The organism is Pseudomonas sp. F(2018), from assembly GCF_005508865.1.
GTDB lineage: Bacteria > Pseudomonadota > Gammaproteobacteria > Pseudomonadales > Pseudomonadaceae > Aquipseudomonas.
In genome coordinates this window covers 1,549,888-1,566,359 of record NZ_SCOM01000001.1, presented here as the reverse complement: position 1 = coordinate 1,566,359, position 16,472 = coordinate 1,549,888, and the positions used below count along the sequence as shown (strand labels likewise).

Below are 16,472 nucleotides of genomic sequence, written 5' to 3'. Positions count from 1 at the left end.
TTCTTCTCAACCGCTTGCGCTTCAGATCAGAACTTCTTCTCGTCAGCGGGAGGCGCATTCTACAGCGTTCAAAACCGCTGTCAACCACCTCTTTCAACCGCTTTCGATCTACCCGATCGAAGCAACCAACAAGATCAAACCACCACCTTGTCAGCCCGGCGCATTCTACTCGAATTCGCCATCCGGTCAATCTCTTTTTTCATCCAACTCTTTGAATTTCAAGGAGTTTTCCGAGAGAACTGCGCCGGAAGTGGTGCGCATTATAGGGGACCAAATCTAACCGTCAACTCCTTTATGCAAAGTTTCTGAAATTCCCGCTTCCCTCTATATGAAGAGGGGGTTTTCATGCCTGCATGATCCAGCCTTCTACACCCATAGCTGCCTGGCGCAGTGCCTCGGAGCGGGTTGGGTGTGGATGGCAGATCAGCGCGATGTCTTCGGACGACGCGGCGAACTCCATGGCGACGCAGTACTCGCCAATCATCTCGCTCACGCTCGGCCCCACCATATGCACGCCAAGGATCTCGTCGGTGCGCTCATCGGCCAGCACTTTCACGAAGCCCTCGGTCTCGTGGTTGATCTTGGCGCGGCTGTTGGCCGTAAAGGGAAACTTGCCGACGCGATAGGCACGCCCTTCTGACTTGAGCTGCTCCTCGGTCCTGCCGACGCAGGCCACCTCGGGCTTGGTATAGATGACGCTGGGGATGACGTCATAGTTCACCTCGGCAGCCTTGCCGGCGATCTTCTCGATGCAAGCGATCGCCTCATCTTCCGCCTTGTGCGCCAGCATCAACCCTGAAGTGACATCACCGATCACCCAGATGCCAGGGATCGATGTCTTGTGGTGCTCATTGGTCAGCATGCCGCGCTTGTCTGCAGCGAGCCCCACGCTCTCCAAGCCCAATTCCTCGGTGTATGGGCGACGTCCAATGGCTACCAGCACATAGTCGGCCTCCAGCACCTGGGCCGAACCGCCCGCGGCTGGCTCGATGCTCAACTCCACCCCTTTGCCTTTCACTACCGCACCGGAGACCTTGCTGCCCAGCTTGAAACTCATGCCCTGCTTGCTCAGCGAGCGTTGCAGCGTCTTGGCCGTCTCGTCGTCCAGCCCGGGGCAGATTCGATCCAGATACTCGACCACTGTCACTTCACTGCCAAGCCGGCGCCAGACCGAACCCAACTCCAGGCCGATGACTCCTGCACCGATCACGACCAGGTGTTTGGGTACCTCCGGCAGCGAGAGTGCACCGGTCGAATCCAAGATGCGCTGGTTGTCGATGGTCACGCCCGGCAACGGGGTCGGTTCGGAGCCGGTGGCGATCACTATGTCCTTGGCCTGCAGCTCGGTCTGGCTACCGTCGGCTGCCGTCACCTCCACCCGCCCTGCCCCGGCCAGCTTGCCCCAGCCCTTGATCCATTCAACCTTGTTCTTGCGAAAGAGGAACTCGATGCCCTTGGTCAGCGCAGAAACGCTCTCATCCTTCTGCTTCATCATCTGCGGCAGATTGAGTGTCGGCTTGACCTCGATGCCGAGGTTGGCGAACTCCTTACCGCTCGCTGCTTCGTAGAGCTCCGATGCATGCAGCAATGCCTTGGACGGCATGCACCCCACATTCAGGCAGGTACCACCGAGCGTGTCGCGCCCCTCGACACAGGCGACCTTGAACCCGAGCTGACCAGCCCGAATGGCGGCGTTGTAACCACCGGGACCACCGCCGATTACCACGACATCGTATGCACTCATGAAGCACTCCTTAAATTAGCGACTAGCCGGCAAAGGGGCGGCACTCGAACCGCGACGCAGCAGGTGGAAGGCCGCAAAGGCCGCGGTAGCGAACAAGCCATGAAGAAGAACCATAGGCCAGGACGTGCCGTCCTGCAGAACACCGAGCAGAACTCCGGCCAGGGTCGCGCCGGCCATCTGGGCAAAGCCCATGAAGCCCGCCGCCAGACCGGCACGATGGGCATTGGGAATCACCGCTCCGGCCACCGACGCCGGTAGCACCATGCCACCGCCGATGGTGACCAGCACCTGCGGCAGAGACAGACCGAGCACCGAAAGCCCGAACAAGGCATGCACCAATACGGTCAATGCAGCGCCGGTGGCTACCAGGGCAACGCCAAAGGCGACGATCCGCTGCGGCCCGAGCTGGAGAATCTTCTTCTGGGTGAACAGCGCTCCGGCAATCAGTCCGGAGACGATGGCGCCAAAGGTAAGGCCGTACTCCGCCGCACTCAGGCCAAGCAACTTTATATAGGCAGCGGATGAGCCGGCGATCACGGCGAACATCGCGCCGTAGGTGAAGGCCAGGGTCAGCGCGAAGGCGCGCAGCGAGCGCCCCTGCAGCAGATCCCAATAGTCGCCCGCCAACCCGAGCAGGCGACCGGCCCGCGGATCAAGCTGCGCATTGCTCTCCTTATAAAGGAACAGCACCGCGAGCAGCGCGACGCTGCCGACCGAGAAAGCCGCCAGCACTGGCGCCTGCCAGCCCCAATATTGAGTCAGCTGACCGCCGAACATGGGCGCAAGCGCGATGGAGGTCAGCATGCCGATTACCGTGAGCGCCAGGGCCGGGCCGGCTTCGGCCTTCCACACATCGCGTACCACGGCTCGCGCCAGCACCAGGGCCGAACAGGCACCCAGCCCCTGCAGCGCCCGAGCGGCGATGAACTCGGTGAGATCGCCAGCCGGCAGCATCCAGCCAGTCGCGGCCAGGTAGACCAGCAATCCGGCAATCAGCACCGGCCGGCGCCCCAGGCGATCGGACAGCGGCCCGACGATCAGCTGACCGAGCCCGAATGCCGCCACGAATATCGACAACGCGGCCAGGCTCGACCCTGGCTTGGCCGCAAAGCCCTGCTCCAGTTCAGCAAGCGCCGGAATCAGCAACTGGGTGGAAATCTCTCCCAGCGCCGTAAGCGTCATGAGCATCAGCAGCAGGATTCTGGTTGGTTTCGGCATGGCATTTCTCCGCACATCCGCAGCGAGGCCACATGGCGTCGCGCATTTATATTTTGACCATAATATAAAATATGAAATGATGCCAATCATTCATTGCCCTTCAAAAGGAGCCGAGCATGCAAACAACTAATCGAGAGCAGATCCTCGCCAACTGGCTGGAGGCCGAGCGCAACGCCCGCGCCCGGCTGGGTGAGCCCGGCACCCTGTCGCTGAAACAGGTCAGCGAGCTGAGCGCCCAGGAATTCTTCGACCGTATTGGCAGTGGCGAGCTGCCCAGCCCACCCTTCGGTCATCTGGTCGACTTCATTCCGCTGGAATGGGAGCCGGGTCGTTTCTTGTTCCAGGGCACGCCTGACGCCCGCCACTACAACCCGCTCGGTAGCGTGCATGGCGGTTACGCAGCCACCCTGCTCGACTCCTGCATGGGCTGCGCCGTGCATACTCAACTGAAAGCCGGCCAGGGCTACACCACCATGGATCTGCGCATCAGCTACGTGCGTGCCATCACTGCCAGCATCGGACCGATCCGCGCCGAGGGGCGCGTCGTCCACCTGGGCCGCTCCACCGCGCTGGCCGAGGGTCGGTTGTATGACGTGGATGACCGCCTGTACGCGGTCGGCTCCACCACCTGCATGATTCTCGATTTACGCGGCTGACCAACCTCGCGGGCCCGCCAGTACGCTTACAACGGCAGGCCCGCATCTCCCAACCAGTTGGATTGCTCACCCACCAATCACCTCAATAGAACCCATCAATCATTAAATTACAATCGACATCTATACGGTCGTTTGAATTACTCCTATCATATTTCTGCGGATGGCGAATCCACGCCTCCCTCACCGTCACAGGACTACAGCCATGACCTCCATCGTGATCGCCGGCTACGCCCGCTCCCCCTTCCACTTCGCCAAGAAAGGCGGATTGATCAATCTGCGTCCGGACGACCTGGCGGCCCAGGTACTGAAGGGGCTGGTCAACAAGCTCGATCTCGACCCCAGCCTGCTGGAAGACGTGATCATGGGCTGTGCCTATCCAGAGGCCGAACAGGGCATGAACATCGCCCGCATCGCCAGCTTCCGCGCCGGCTTCCCCGAGACCCTCGGCGGTGCCACGGTCAACCGCTTCTGTGGCTCCTCTATGACCTCGGTGCACTTCGCCGCCGGGCAGATCATGCTCGGTGCCGGCGAGGCCTTCCTCTGCGCCGGTGTGGAGTCCATGACCCGCGTGCCCATGGGCGGCTTCAACATCTCGCCCAACCCGACGCTGATGAGCAGCTTCCCGCAGGTCTACATGGCCATGGGGCATACCGCCGAAGAGGTGGCCAAGCGCTTCGAGATCAGCCGCGAGGAGCAGGAAGCCATGGCGGTCGAATCCCACGCCAAGGCCGTTCGCGCCCGCGAGCTCGGCTATTTCAAGGACGAGATCCTCGCCGTGGAAACCCCTGAAGGCGTGATCGACGAAGACGGCTGCATCCGCCCCGGTACCAATGCCGAAGCCCTGGCCGGACTGAAGCCGGCCTTCGGCGGCAGTGTCACCGCCGCCACTTCGTCGCCACTCACTGACGGCAGCGCCGCCGTGCTGGTGTGTACCGAAGAGTTCGCCCGCCGCCATAAGCTGGACATCCTGGCGCGCATCAAAGCCGTCGCCGTCGGCGGCTGCGCCCCGGAAATCATGGGCATGGGTCCGGTGGTCGCGACCCGCAAGGTGCTGGAGCGCGCCGGTCTGAGCATCGACGATATCGACCTGGTCGAGATCAACGAGGCCTTCGCCAGCCAGTCCATCGCCTGCGTACGCGAGCTGGGCCTGGACATGGCCAAGGTCAATATCGATGGCGGCGCCCTCGCCCTCGGCCACCCGCTGGGCGCCACTGGCGCGCGCATCACCGGCAAAGCCGCGTCGCTGCTCAAGCGCACGGGCGGCCGTTACGCCATTGCCACCCAGTGCATTGCCGGCGGCCAGGGTGTGGCCACGCTGCTCGAAGCGGTCTGACCATCACGGGCGCGGCTCCTCGCCGCGCCCGCATTCCCTTCCCAGCGTGTAAGATGAAGGTCAGCATTCCAATTCCTGCCTGGAACTGACCGCCATGCGCTATTCCGAAGACCACAAAGCCAAGACCCACCAACGCATCGTCGACGAGGCCGCCCTGCGCTTTCGCCGCGACGGCGTGCTGGCCACCGGGCTGCAACCGCTGATGAAGGCCCTGGGCCTCACCCACGGCGGTTTCTACGCGCACTTCAAGTCCAAGGACGACCTGGTCGAGCAGGCGCTGCAGCAGAGCGCCGATCAGCTCAAGGTCGGCCTCAACGAAGTCGAGCAGAGCCCGCAGCCGTTGCAGACCCTGATCAAACGCTACCTCTCCTCCGCCCATTGCAAGGCGCCGGGCGCCGGCTGCCCGCTGCCGACCATCTCCGCCGAGCTGGGCCAACGCGGCCAACCGAGTCCGGTCACCGATCAGATCGTGCGCGACCGCCTGCAGATGATCGCCAGCAACCTGTCCGGCGAAGACGCCGAGGCACAGAGCGCGCTGATTCTCTCGAGCATGGTCGGCGCCCTGGTGCTGTCACGCAGCGTCGCCGATCCGGAACTGGCCGAGCAGCTGCTCAGCTCGGCACGCAAGCTGTTGCTGGAACAGGTCGAAGAGGCCTGATCGGCATGCAACAAAAAGCCCTCGCGGTCACCCGCGAGGGCTTTTTATTTTCTGCGCCTCAGCGCTTGTAGCGAGCCGCCGCGCTGTTGCGCGACAGATTCGGCCCCAGTGCGCCACGCGCGGCCACCAGCGCCTGCCAGTCGGCCGCGTTCGGCAGCGACGGAATGGTGACCAGCTCGCCCTGGTCGAAACCGGCCAGCGCGGCATCCACCATCTCGCCGACCTCCATGATCATCTCCGCCGGCAACGCGGCCTCATCGATGCCGGTGCGCTCCCAGATCTCGGTGCGGGTCATGCCCGGCAGCACGACCTGGACCTTCACGCCCTTGCCGACCAGCTCGCCATTCAGCGTCTGGCTCAGGCTCAGTACATAGGCCTTGGAGGCACTGTACACGGCGTTGAACAGCTCCGGCGCCAGGGCCACTACCGAGGCGATGTTGATGATCGCGCCGTTACCACGCGCGGAGAACTGCGCGGCAGCCACGGACGCCAGACGAGTCAGGGCGACGATATTGAGCTGGATCAGCACCTCTGCCTGGTCGAGATCGGCCTCGGCCAGCTTGCCGTTGGCGGCGATGCCGGCGTTGTTCACCAGCACGCTGATGTCCGCATCGTTGCGCAACTTGTCTTCCACTACCGCCAGCTCGGCCCTCTGGGTCAGGTCGGCCTTGAGCACTTCGACCTGCACCCCGTACTCCTGGCTCAGGCGACCGGCCATGCTTTCCAGGCGCTGGGCGTCGCGCGCCACCAGCAGCAGGTCGTGGCCGCGGCGCGCCAGGCGCTCTGCATAGGTTGCGCCGATGCCTGCGGATGCGCCAGTGATCAGTGCCTTGCCGAGTTTGCTCATGTTTCGTCTCCCGAAGAATGGATAAGGCCGAATGGCCAGCAACTGCATTGGATTACGCTCGACATATTATATGACGAACGTAATCCCACAACAGCTATTTGCCTATGGCTCTCATAGAGCGGCGGCTACCCCTGCTTATGACTATAAAAATAGTCTAAAAAAGTATTTATCTATTCCATTTTTATCACTTAGCTTTGCTCTACCGGACCACCGGACAAACCCCAAGAAGAACGACATCTGTCCAGTGGCTCGACCTTCCCCGGAACGGTCCGCGCCCGCCCGAGGAGCATCACCATGAGCATTCCCTTCGCCCGCCGCCTGCTGGCGGTACTGACGATTTCCAGCCTGAGCCTGAGCGCCCAGGCCGCCGACTTCACCGTTGCCTACCAGACCACCGTCGACCCGGCCAAGGTCGCCCAGGCCGATGGCGCCTATGAGAAAGCCAGCAAGTCCGAGATCGACTGGCGCAAATTCGACGGCGGTGCCGAAGTCATAACCGCCGTGGCCTCCGGCGACGTGCAGATCGGCTACGTCGGCTCCAGCCCGCTGGCCGCCGCGGCCACCCGCCAGCTGCCGGTGCAGACCTTCCTGATCGCCACCCAGATCGGCGCCGCCGAGGCCCTGGTCGCTCGCGACGGCAGCAAGATCAGCAAGCCGGAAGACCTGATCGGCAAGAAGGTCGCCGTACCCTTCGTTTCCACCGGCCACTACAGCCTGCTGGCCGCGCTCAAGCACTGGAACATCGACCCGGCCAAGGTGCAGGTCCTCAACCTGGCGCCGCCGGCGATCATCTCCGCCTGGAAGCGCGGCGACATCGACGCCACCTATGTTTGGGACCCGGCCCTGGGCGTGGCCAAGGAAAACGGCAAGGTGCTGATCACCTCCGGCGAGCTGAGCGAGCTGGGCGCACCGACCTTCGACGCCTGGATCGTGCGCAAGGACTTCGCCGAGAAACACCCGGAAGTGGTGCGCGCCTTCGCCAAGGTGACCCTCGACGCCTACGCCGACTACCGCAAGGATCCGAAGGCCTGGCTGGCCAACCAGGACAACATCGCCAAGGTGGTGAAGCTCTCCGGCGCCAAGGCCGAGGACATCCCGCTGCTGCTGCAGGGCAACGTGTTCCCGCTGGCCGCCGACCAGGCCACCGCCCTCGGCGCGCCGACCACCCAGGCCATCACCGACACCGCCAAGTTCCTCAAGGAGCAAGGCAAGGTCGACGCCGTGCTGCCGGACTACGCCCCCTACGTCAGCAACCAGTACGTCACCAACTGAGGACTGGAATCGCGGGTTTCACCCGCCCTACATCGAGGCTTTCCGTAGGGCGAGTGAAACCCGCGAACAGGCAACCAAGCATCGGGCCCTCACCTCTCACGAGGCGAGGTTCGGCGACGGCAGGGAAGCCGTCACCGGATGCACCCAACCTGAAGAGAAAGACATGGCCCTACTCGAACTGGAGCGCATCGGCGCACAGTACCCCGGCGCGGCCGAACCGGTACTGCAAGACATTTCCCTGACCCTCGGCCCCGAGCAGTTGCTGGTGGCCCTGGGCCCTTCCGGCAGCGGCAAGACCAGCCTGCTCAACCTGATCGCCGGTTTCACCGCCCCCAGCCAAGGGCGCATCAGCCTCGACGGCGTGCCCGTCACCGGTCCCTCCGCCGAGCGCGGCGTGGTGTTCCAGGACGACGCCCTGCTGCCCTGGCAGAACGTGCTGGATAACGTCGCCTTCGGCCTGCAACTGGCCGGCGTGCCACGCGCGCAACGCGAGGCCAAGGCCCGCGAGTTGCTGAGCCTGGTCGACCTGGCCGGCTTCGAACAACGACGCATCTGGGAACTCTCCGGCGGGCAGAAACAGCGCGTCGGCCTGGCCCGCGCCCTGGCCGCCGAGCCGCGCGTGCTGCTGATGGACGAACCCTTCGGCGCGCTGGACGCCTTCACCCGCGAACAGATGCAGGAACTGCTGCTGCAGGTTTGGCGGCGCACCGCCAAGCCGGTGCTACTGATCACTCACGACATCGAGGAAGCGGTCTTCCTCGCCACCGACCTGGTGCTGCTGGCGCCCAACCCGGGACGCATCGCCGAGCGCCTGCACCTGAACTTCGGCAGGCGCTACGCCGCTGGCGAGAGCGCCCGCGCCATCAAGTCCGATCCCGATTTCATCGCCACCCGCGAACACGTGCTCGCCCAGGTCTTCGCCGAGCGCCAGAGGAGGCAGGCATGAGCAGCTACGAGTTCGTCTACGCCAAGAGCGAGGCCGAACAGCAGGCCGCGCGTGCGCCACGCCAGCTCAGCCTGCTCGCCCTCGGGCTGATCAGCACCGGCAGCCTGCTGTGGATCTGGTGGGCGGTGACCGCCGCCGGGCTGATCGAGCCGCTGTTCCTGCCCAGCCCGCAGACCGTGCTGGCGCGCGGCTGGAAGCTGATCACCGAGGGCTACCTGGATGCCAGCCTGTGGCAGCACCTGGGCGCCAGCCTCGGGCGCATCGGCCTGGCCCTGCTGTTTGCCGTGCTGACCGCCATTCCGCTGGGCATCGCCATCGGCCGCAGCCGCGTGGTGCGCGGCCTGGTCGACCCGCTGATCGAGTTCTACCGGCCGATTCCGCCGCTGGCCTACCTGCCGCTGATCGTCATCTGGTGCGGCATCGGCGAGCTGTCCAAGGTGCTGCTGATCTACCTGGCAATCTTCGCCCCCATCGTCATCGCCACCGCCACCGGCGTGCGCAGCGTCGACCCGGCCAAGCTGCGCGCCGCCCAGGCGCTCGGCGCTACCCAGGGCCAACTGATCCGCCACGTGGTGCTGCCCAGTGCCCTGGCGGACATCCTCACCGGCGTGCGCATCGGCCTCGGGGTCGGCTGGTCGACCCTGGTCGCCGCCGAGCTGATCGCCGCCCAACGCGGCCTGGGCTTCATGGTGCAGTCGGCGGCGCAGTTCCTGGTCACCGACGTGGTGATCTTGGGCATCCTGCTGATCGCGGTGATCGCCTTCGCCCTGGAACTGGGCCTGCGCGCCCTGCAACGCAAGCTGGTGCCCTGGCACGGCCAGGCCCACTGATTCGGAAGTAGCTGCATGAGCCTCAATATCACTCCCCTGAGCCCGGCGCTGGGCGCCATCGTTGGCGGCATCGACCTGCGCCAGCCACTGGCGGACGCCGACCAGCGCGCCATCGAACAGGCCCTGCTCGACCACCAAGTGCTGTTCTTCCGCGCCCAGCCGATCGAGCCGCCACAACAGGCAGCCTTCGCCGCACGCTTCGGCGACCTGCACATCCACCCGATCTACCCGAACATCCCCGAGCAGCCGGAAGTGCTGGTGCTCGACACGGCCGTCACCGACGTGCGCGACAACGCCATCTGGCACACCGACGTGACCTTCCTCCAGACCCCGGCCCTGGGCGCCGTGCTGGCCGCCAAGCAGCTGCCGGCCTATGGCGGCGATACGCTGTGGGCAAGCAGCAGCGCGGCCTTCGAGGCACTGTCCAAGCCATTGCAACACCTGCTCGACGGCCTCACCGCCAGCCACGACTTCACCCGTTCGTTCCCGCTGGAACGCTTCGGCAACACGCCCGAGGCGCTGGAGCGCTACCACGAGGTGCAGCGCCAGCATCCACCGGTGACCCACCCGGTGGTACGCACCCACCCGGTCACCGGGCGCAAGGGGCTGTTCGTCAACGAGGGTTTCACCACGCGGATCAACGAGCTGGAACCGGCCGAGAGCGACGCCCTGCTGCGCTTCCTGTTCGCCCATTCGACTCGGCCGGAATTCAGCATCCGCTGGCGCTGGCAGGAGAACGACGTGGCCTTCTGGGACAATCGCATCACCCAGCACTATGCGGTGGACGACTACCGCCCGGCGCGACGGGTGATGCACCGCGCCACCATCCTGGGTGACAAGCCCGCTTAGGGCTTGTTGCTATCCGGCGACGCATCCTCGAAACGGTCCACGGTACGCAGGCTGCGGAAGCCCCACATCCAGCCGCCGACCACGCCAAGGGTGCACAGGCTGCCCAGCACCGCCGCCGGCACCGCGCCGAACCAGGCGGCGCTGCTGCCGGCGCGGAATTCGCCCAGCTCGTTGGAAGAACCGATGAACAGCATGTTCACCGCGTTCACCCGGCCGCGCATGGCGTCCGGGGTGGAGAACTGGATCAGCGAGGAGCGGATATACATGCTCACCATGTCCGCGCCGCCGGCCACCATCAGCGCGGCGAACGACAGCCAGAACAGGCTGGACAGCGAGAACACCAGGTTGGCCAGGCCGAACACCGCCACTGCGATGAACATGCGCATGCCCACGTGGCGATTGAACGGCCGCGTGCTCAGGTAGAAGCCCACCGTCACCTCGCCGATGGCCATGGCACTGCGCAGGATGCCGAGACCGGTCGGGCCAACCTCCAGCACCTCATGGGCGTACATCGGCAGCAGCGCCACCACGCCGCCGAGCAGCACGGCGAACAGGTCCAGCGAGATGGTGCCGAGGATGATCGGCCGCGAGCGGATGAAGTGGATACCGGCGGTGAAGCGCTTCCAGGCGGTGGCTTCGAGCGGCTTGCTCTCCTCACGGAAACGCACCTGGACGCAGGCCAGCATCAGCACGCCGGCGGCGAAGAACAGCAGGCACAGCGCATAGGTCAGCTCGCCGCCGCCGATGGCGTAGAGGCCGCCGCCGAGCACCGGGCCGGAGATGGTCGAGGCGCGCACGATCATGCTGTTGGCGGCGATGGCCGCCGCCAGGCTCTCGCGCGGCACGATCTGCGGCAGCAGGCTGGACAGCGCCGGCCCGGTGAAGGCACGGGCGCAGCCGTAGGCCACCAGCACGCCGTAGAAGGCCTCGACCGGCCCATGGATCAGCGACAACCACAGCAGCACCGCGGCGCAGATCGCCTCCACGCCCCAGCTCAGGCCGAGTATCCACTTGCGGTCGAAGCGGTCGATCAGGTCGCCGGCCGGCAGCAGCAGGAACAGCATCGGCAGGAACTGGGCCAGGCCCACATAGGCCAGGCTCATCGGGTCGCGGGTCAGGTCATAGACCTGCCAGGCCACCACCACTGCGAGGATCTGCACGGCGAACATGGCCAGCACACGGGCGGCGAGAAACGGCAGGAAACCGGGCTGGCGGTAGACGGAAAGTTCGGCGGACACGGCGCAAGTCCCAAGGCAGAAAAGAAAACGGGGCAATCTACTGGATCAAAAGCTGTCCGGGCAAACAACTCCCGGGCACATGCATATACCTAAATGTCATTTATGAAATAACAAACAAATCAATAAGCTATAAAAACCGGACCACCGGAGCACCGCACTTTTCTCGCCGCTCCGTTGCGCCCTCATCCCCGGTGCCCGTTGCTGGCGCATCCACAAGATGAGGTTTGCATGACCAGTCCGATTACCCTTGAGGACAGCTCCACCGCCCGCGAAGTTCTGCGTTCATCCGACCAGGACATCACCCCCGCCCTGCTCCCCGCCGCCATTCTCGGCAGCGACGCCGAGGCCCTGCAGGCCGCCCATGAGCTGGCCCGCGCCGCCGAAGCCGAGGCCATCGGCCGCGACCGCGAACGCCGTCTGCCCTGGGAACTGGTAGAGCGCTTCACCGCCAGCGGCCTCGGCAGCATCGCCGTGCCACGCGAGTTCGGCGGGCCGCAGCTGTCCCACGTCACCATCGCCGAAGTATTCCGCATCATTTCCGCCGCCGACCCGGCCCTGGGGCAGATCCCGCAGAACCAGTTCGGCCTGCTCGGCCTGCTGCGCGTCGCCGCCAGCCCGGAGCAACAGCGCCGCCTGTTCGCCAGCGTGTTGGCCGGCTGGCGCATCGGCAACGGCGGCCCCGAGCGCGGCAGCAAGCACACCCAGGACATCCAGGCGCGCCTGGTGCAGCGCAACGGCCGCTGGCTGTTCAGCGGCGAGAAGTTCTATTCCACCGGCGCCCTGTTCGCCCACTGGATCGCCAGCAAGGCCCTGGACGAATCCGGCCGGCCCTGGCTGGCCTTTATCCAGCGCGGCCGCCCGGGCCTGCGCATCGTCAACGACTGGTCCGGTTTCGGCCAGCGCACCACCGCCAGCGGCACCGTGCTGCTCAACGAGGTGGAAGTGGACGCGGACAATTTGATCCCGCTGTGGCCGCTGGCCGAACAGCCGAGCCTGCAGGGCGCCTTTTCCCAGCTGATCCAGGCCGCCATCGACCTGGGCATCGCCGACGCCGCCCTGCGCGACGCCATCGCCTTCGTTCGCGACAAGACGCGGCCGTGGATCGACGCCAAGGTCGAGCGCGCCGGCGATGATCCTTACGTGATCGCCGATGTCGGCCGCCTGCAGGTCGAGCTGCACGCCGCCGAGGCGCTGCTGCACCAGGCCGGCCGCGTGCTCGACGAAGTCGCCGCCGCGCCCATCGATGCCGACGGCGCCGCCCGCGCCTCCATCGCCGTGGCCGAAGCCAAGGCGCTGACCACCGAAATCTCGCTGGTCGCCAGCGAGAAGCTGCTGGAGCTGGCCGGTAGCCGCGCGACCCTGGCCGAGTTCGGCCTCGATCGCCACTGGCGCAACGCGCGCACCCACACCCTGCACGACCCGGTGCGCTGGAAGTACCACGCCATCGGCGCCTGGCACCTCAACGGCAGCCGCCCCAACCGCCACTCCTGGATCTGAGCCATGAACGCACCTCTGAACACCGGCGCGGCGAAGATCCGCGACGACGCCCAGGCTCTGGCCACCGCCGAGCGCCTGGCCCAGGATTTCGCCGCCAGTGCCGCCGAGCGCGACCGCGAGCGCCGCCTGCCGCATGCGGAACTCGACGTCTTCAGCCGCTCAGGCCTGTGGGGCATCACCGTACCCAAAGCCTTTGGCGGCCCCGGCCTGTCCAGCGTCACCCTGGCCAAGGTCATCGCCCGCATCGCCCAGGCCGACGGCTCGCTCGGGCAGATTCCGCAGAACCACTTCTACGCCCTGGAAGTGCTGCGGGTGAACGGCAGCGAGGCGCAGCAGCGCCGCCTGTACGCCGAGGCCCTGGCCGGCAAACGCTTCGGCAACGCCCTGGCCGAGCTGGGCACCAAGACCGCGCTGGACCGCAACACCCGCCTGACTCGCACTGACGACGGCTACCGCATCGACGGGCGCAAGTTCTACTGCACCGGCGCGCTGTTCGCCCAGCGCATTCCTACCCTGGCGGTGGACGAGCACGGCGTCGGCTTCCTCGCCTTCGTTCCGCGCGAAGCCGAGGGCCTGCAGCTGATCGACGACTGGAGCGGCTTCGGCCAGCGCACCACCGGCAGCGGCAGCGTGCTGTTCGATAACGTACCGGTGGCCGCCGACGACGTGGTGCCGTTCCAGAGCGCCTTCGAGCGGCCGACCACGGTCGGCCCCTTCGCCCAGCTGCTGCACGCGGCCATCGACACCGGCATCGCCCGCGGCGCCTACGAGGACCTGCTGCAGTTCGTGCGACACAAGTCGCGGCCATGGATCGACGCCGGCGTAGATACAGCCGCCGAAGACCCGCTGACCCAGCAGGAGATCGGCAAGCTGCGCGTGCGCCTGGCCGCCACCGAGGCGCTGCTGGAGCGCGCCGGCGAGTTCGTCGACCGCGCCCAGCTGGCGCCGGACGAGGCCAGCGTGGCCGCCGCTTCCATCGCCGTGGCCGAGGCCCGCGCGATCAGTACCGAGACCTCGCTGCTGCTTGGCAGCAAGCTGCTGGAGCTGTCTGGCAGCCGCGCCACGCTGGCCGAGTACGGCCTCGACCGCCACTGGCGCAATGCGCGCACCCACACCCTGCACGACCCGGTGCGCTGGAAGTACCACGCCATCGGCGACTACTACCTCAACGAGCGCCTGCCGCCGCGCCGGGGGACCATCTGATGGCCAAGCAGTTGCTGCTCAACGCCTTCAACATGAACTGCGTCGGCCACATCAACCACGGCCTGTGGACCCACCCGCGCGACCGCTCGGTGGACTTCAACCGCCTGGACTACTGGACCGACCTGGCCCGCCTGCTCGAGCGCGGGCTATTCGACGGTCTGTTCCTCGCCGACATCCTCGGCGTCTACGACGTGTACCAGGGCGGCGTCGACCTGACTCTGCGCGAGAGCATCCAGCTGCCGGTCAACGACCCGCTGCTGCTGGTCTCTGCCATGGCCGGCGTCACCTCGCACCTGGGCTTCGGCGTCACCGCCAACCTGAGCTACGAGGCGCCCTTCACCTTCGCCCGGCGCATGAGCACGCTGGACCACCTCACTGGCGGCCGGGTCGGCTGGAACATCGTCACCGGCTACCTGGAGAGCGCGGCCCGCGCCATGGGCCACAGCGAACAGGTGGAACACGACCGCCGCTACGACCAGGCCGACGAGTACCTGGAGGTGCTCTACAAGCTCTGGGAAGGCAGCTGGGAAGACGACGCCGTACTCGCCGACCGCGGCCGGCGCATCTACGCCCAGCCGCACAAGGTCCATCCGATCCGCCACCACGGCGAGTTCTACCAGGTCGAGGGCTACCACCTCAGCCAACCCTCGCCGCAGCGCACGCCGCTGCTGTTCCAGGCCGGCTCCTCCGCACGCGGCCTGCAGTTCGCCGGCAGCCACGCCGAGTGCGTGTTCATCGGCGGGCAGAACAAGGAAGCGGTGCGTGCCCAGGTCGACAAGGTGCGTGCCGCAGCCGTGGCTGCCGGCCGCCCGGCGGATGCGATCAAGGTGTTCATGGGCATCAACGTGGTGGTCGCGCCGAGCGAGGCCGAGGCCCGGGACAAGCTGGCCGAGTACCAGCGCCACGCCAGCCCCGAGGCCGGTATCGCGCATTTCTCCGCCTCCACCGGCATCGACCTGGCGGGCTTCGGCCTGGACGAGCCGATCGTCGAGCGCAAGACCAACGCCATCGAGTCGGTGGTCAAGAGCTTCAGCGGCTGGACCAAACGCCGCCTGCTGGAGCAGCACGCCCTCGGCGGCCGCTATCCGCAGGCGGTCGGCTCACCCAGCCAGGTGGCCGACCAGCTGCTGGCCTGGATCGACGAGACCGGCCTGGACGGCTTCAACCTCACCCGCACCGTCACCCCGGAGAGCTACGTCGATTTCATCGACCTGGTGATCCCCGAGCTGCAGCAACGCGGCCGCTACAAGACCGCCTACGCCGACGGCGCCCTGCGCCACAAGCTGTTCGGCCAGGGCCCGCGACTGACCGCGCCACATCCGGCCGCCCACTGGCGGCAAGCGCACCTAAAAACCGAAGAAAAGGAATCTCGCCATGCGTAAAACCATTCGTAGCTTCACCCTGCGCGCCGCCGCCCTCGGCCTGCTGCTGGCCGGCGGCCTGGCCCAGGCGGACGAACCGCTCAAGCTCGGCACCACCGCCGCCTTCGCCCCGCCGCTGGAAGTAGCCGTGGCCGAAGCCAAGGCCCAGGGCCTGGACGTGGAGCTGGTGGAATTCACCGATTGGATCGCGCCCAATGTCAGCCTGGCCAACGGCGACATCGACGTGAACTACTTCCAGCACATCCCCTTCCTGGAGAACGCCAAGAAGGAAGGCGGCTACGACCTGGTGCCGGTGGCCCGCGGGGTGATCAACAACGTCGGCCTCTACTCCAAGAAGCACAAGGACTTCGCCAGCCTGCCGGACGCCGCCACCGTGGCCATCGCCAACGACCCGGTCAACGGCGGCCGCGGCCTGCAGCTGCTGGAGAAGGCCGGGCTGATCAAGCTCAAGCCCGGCGTCGGCTACAAGGCCACTCTGGAAGACATCACCGACAACCCCAAGCACCTGAAGATCATCGAGCTGGAGGCCGTGCAGCTGGTGCGCGCGCTGGACGAGGTCGACCTGGCCCAGGGCTACCCGCACTACATCCGTCTGGCCGGCACCCTGGACGCCGAGTCCGCCCTGCTGTTCGACGGCCTCGACCACCCCGAGTACATCATCCAGTTCGTCGCCCATCCGGAGAAGGCCAAGGACGCGCGCGTGCTCAAATTCATCGACATCTACCAGCATTCGCCGAAAGTGCGCGCCGCCCTCGACAAGGCTCACGGCAAGCTCTACCAGGCGGGTTGGGAGAGTTGA

General features: G+C 66.0%; 15 protein-coding genes and 1 pseudogene. 12 read left to right on the top strand and 4 right to left on the bottom strand.

Annotated features, from left to right (window positions below; genetic code table 11):
• Nucleotides 1-280: pseudogene (locus tag FFS62_RS23260) on the top strand (hypothetical protein); the annotation flags it as partial.
• Between the two features lie 63 nt (nt 281-343).
• Here FFS62_RS23260 and lpdA read toward each other — a convergent pair.
• Together lpdA and FFS62_RS07770 are read right to left on the bottom strand one after the other, a co-directional pair.
• Nucleotides 344-1,744: a dihydrolipoyl dehydrogenase gene (gene lpdA, locus FFS62_RS07775; RefSeq protein ID WP_137972190.1), complete on the bottom strand. Its 1,401-nt coding sequence runs from the start codon at nt 1,742-1,744 to the stop codon at nt 344-346.
• 15 nt (nt 1,745-1,759) lie between these two features.
• On the bottom strand, nt 1,760-2,962 hold the full coding sequence (locus FFS62_RS07770) for an MFS transporter (protein ID WP_137972189.1): 1,203 nt from the start codon (nt 2,960-2,962) through the stop codon (nt 1,760-1,762).
• A gap of 116 nt (nt 2,963-3,078) precedes the next feature.
• Between FFS62_RS07770 and FFS62_RS07765 the strand changes: the two genes are divergently transcribed.
• The 3 genes from FFS62_RS07765 to FFS62_RS07755 all read left to right on the top strand — a co-directional run bounded on the left by FFS62_RS07765 (nt 3,079) and on the right by FFS62_RS07755 (nt 5,609).
• Nucleotides 3,079-3,618 (top strand): PaaI family thioesterase, encoded by a 540-nt coding sequence (locus FFS62_RS07765; protein WP_137972188.1) that lies wholly within the window; start codon nt 3,079-3,081, stop codon nt 3,616-3,618.
• A gap of 202 nt (nt 3,619-3,820) precedes the next feature.
• On the top strand, nt 3,821-4,951 hold the full coding sequence (locus FFS62_RS07760) for a thiolase family protein (RefSeq protein WP_137972187.1): 1,131 nt from the start codon (nt 3,821-3,823) through the stop codon (nt 4,949-4,951).
• 94 nt (nt 4,952-5,045) lie between these two features.
• Complete coding sequence (locus tag FFS62_RS07755; RefSeq protein WP_137972186.1) at nt 5,046-5,609, top strand: TetR/AcrR family transcriptional regulator; 564 nt, start codon at nt 5,046-5,048, stop codon at nt 5,607-5,609.
• A 58-nt stretch (nt 5,610-5,667) separates the two neighbouring features.
• Here FFS62_RS07755 and FFS62_RS07750 read toward each other — a convergent pair whose 3' ends face one another.
• Nucleotides 5,668-6,456, bottom strand: a complete 789-nt coding sequence (locus FFS62_RS07750) for an SDR family oxidoreductase (protein WP_137972185.1) — start codon at nt 6,454-6,456, stop codon at nt 5,668-5,670.
• 294 nt (nt 6,457-6,750) lie between these two features.
• Between FFS62_RS07750 and tauA the strand changes: the two genes are divergently transcribed.
• From tauA to tauD, 4 genes are all read left to right on the top strand, one after another.
• Nucleotides 6,751-7,728 carry a taurine ABC transporter substrate-binding protein gene (tauA, locus tag FFS62_RS07745; RefSeq protein WP_137972184.1) on the top strand — a complete coding sequence of 326 codons (978 nt, stop codon included), beginning with the start codon at nt 6,751-6,753 and terminating at the stop codon, nt 7,726-7,728.
• 163 nt (nt 7,729-7,891) lie between these two features.
• Nucleotides 7,892-8,674, top strand: coding sequence for a taurine ABC transporter ATP-binding subunit (gene tauB / locus FFS62_RS07740; RefSeq protein WP_137972183.1), 783 nt, complete (start codon nt 7,892-7,894; stop codon nt 8,672-8,674).
• Nucleotides 8,671-9,504: a taurine ABC transporter permease TauC gene (gene tauC, locus FFS62_RS07735; RefSeq protein WP_137972182.1), complete on the top strand. Its 834-nt coding sequence runs from the start codon at nt 8,671-8,673 to the stop codon at nt 9,502-9,504. The genes tauB and tauC overlap by 4 nt, the downstream gene beginning before the upstream one ends.
• A gap of 15 nt (nt 9,505-9,519) precedes the next feature.
• Entirely contained in the window at nt 9,520-10,353 is an 834-nt protein-coding gene (tauD, locus tag FFS62_RS07730; RefSeq protein ID WP_137972181.1) for a taurine dioxygenase, read from the top strand.
• Here the strand turns inward: tauD and FFS62_RS07725 are convergent.
• Entirely contained in the window at nt 10,350-11,591 is a 1,242-nt protein-coding gene (locus FFS62_RS07725; protein ID WP_137972180.1) for an MFS transporter, read from the bottom strand. The two genes, tauD and FFS62_RS07725, sit on opposite strands and share 4 nt — an antisense overlap.
• A gap of 228 nt (nt 11,592-11,819) precedes the next feature.
• Between FFS62_RS07725 and FFS62_RS07720 the strand changes: the two genes are divergently transcribed.
• Genes FFS62_RS07720 through FFS62_RS07705 form a run of 4 tightly spaced genes read left to right on the top strand, consistent with a single transcriptional unit; the run spans nt 11,820 to nt 16,472 of the window.
• Nucleotides 11,820-13,088, top strand: a complete 1,269-nt coding sequence (locus FFS62_RS07720) for an SfnB family sulfur acquisition oxidoreductase (RefSeq protein WP_137972179.1) — start codon at nt 11,820-11,822, stop codon at nt 13,086-13,088.
• Nucleotides 13,089-13,091: 3 nt separating this feature from the next.
• The gene (locus tag FFS62_RS07715) at nt 13,092-14,291 is read left to right on the top strand and encodes an SfnB family sulfur acquisition oxidoreductase (protein WP_137972178.1); all 1,200 of its coding nucleotides are present in this window, start codon (nt 13,092-13,094) and stop codon (nt 14,289-14,291) included.
• Nucleotides 14,291-15,673, top strand: coding sequence for an LLM class flavin-dependent oxidoreductase (locus FFS62_RS07710; RefSeq protein WP_171016278.1), 1,383 nt, complete (start codon nt 14,291-14,293; stop codon nt 15,671-15,673). Before FFS62_RS07715 ends, FFS62_RS07710 begins: the two co-directional genes overlap by 1 nt.
• Entirely contained in the window at nt 15,666-16,472 is an 807-nt protein-coding gene (locus FFS62_RS07705) for a MetQ/NlpA family ABC transporter substrate-binding protein (protein WP_137972177.1), read from the top strand. Before FFS62_RS07710 ends, FFS62_RS07705 begins: the two co-directional genes overlap by 8 nt.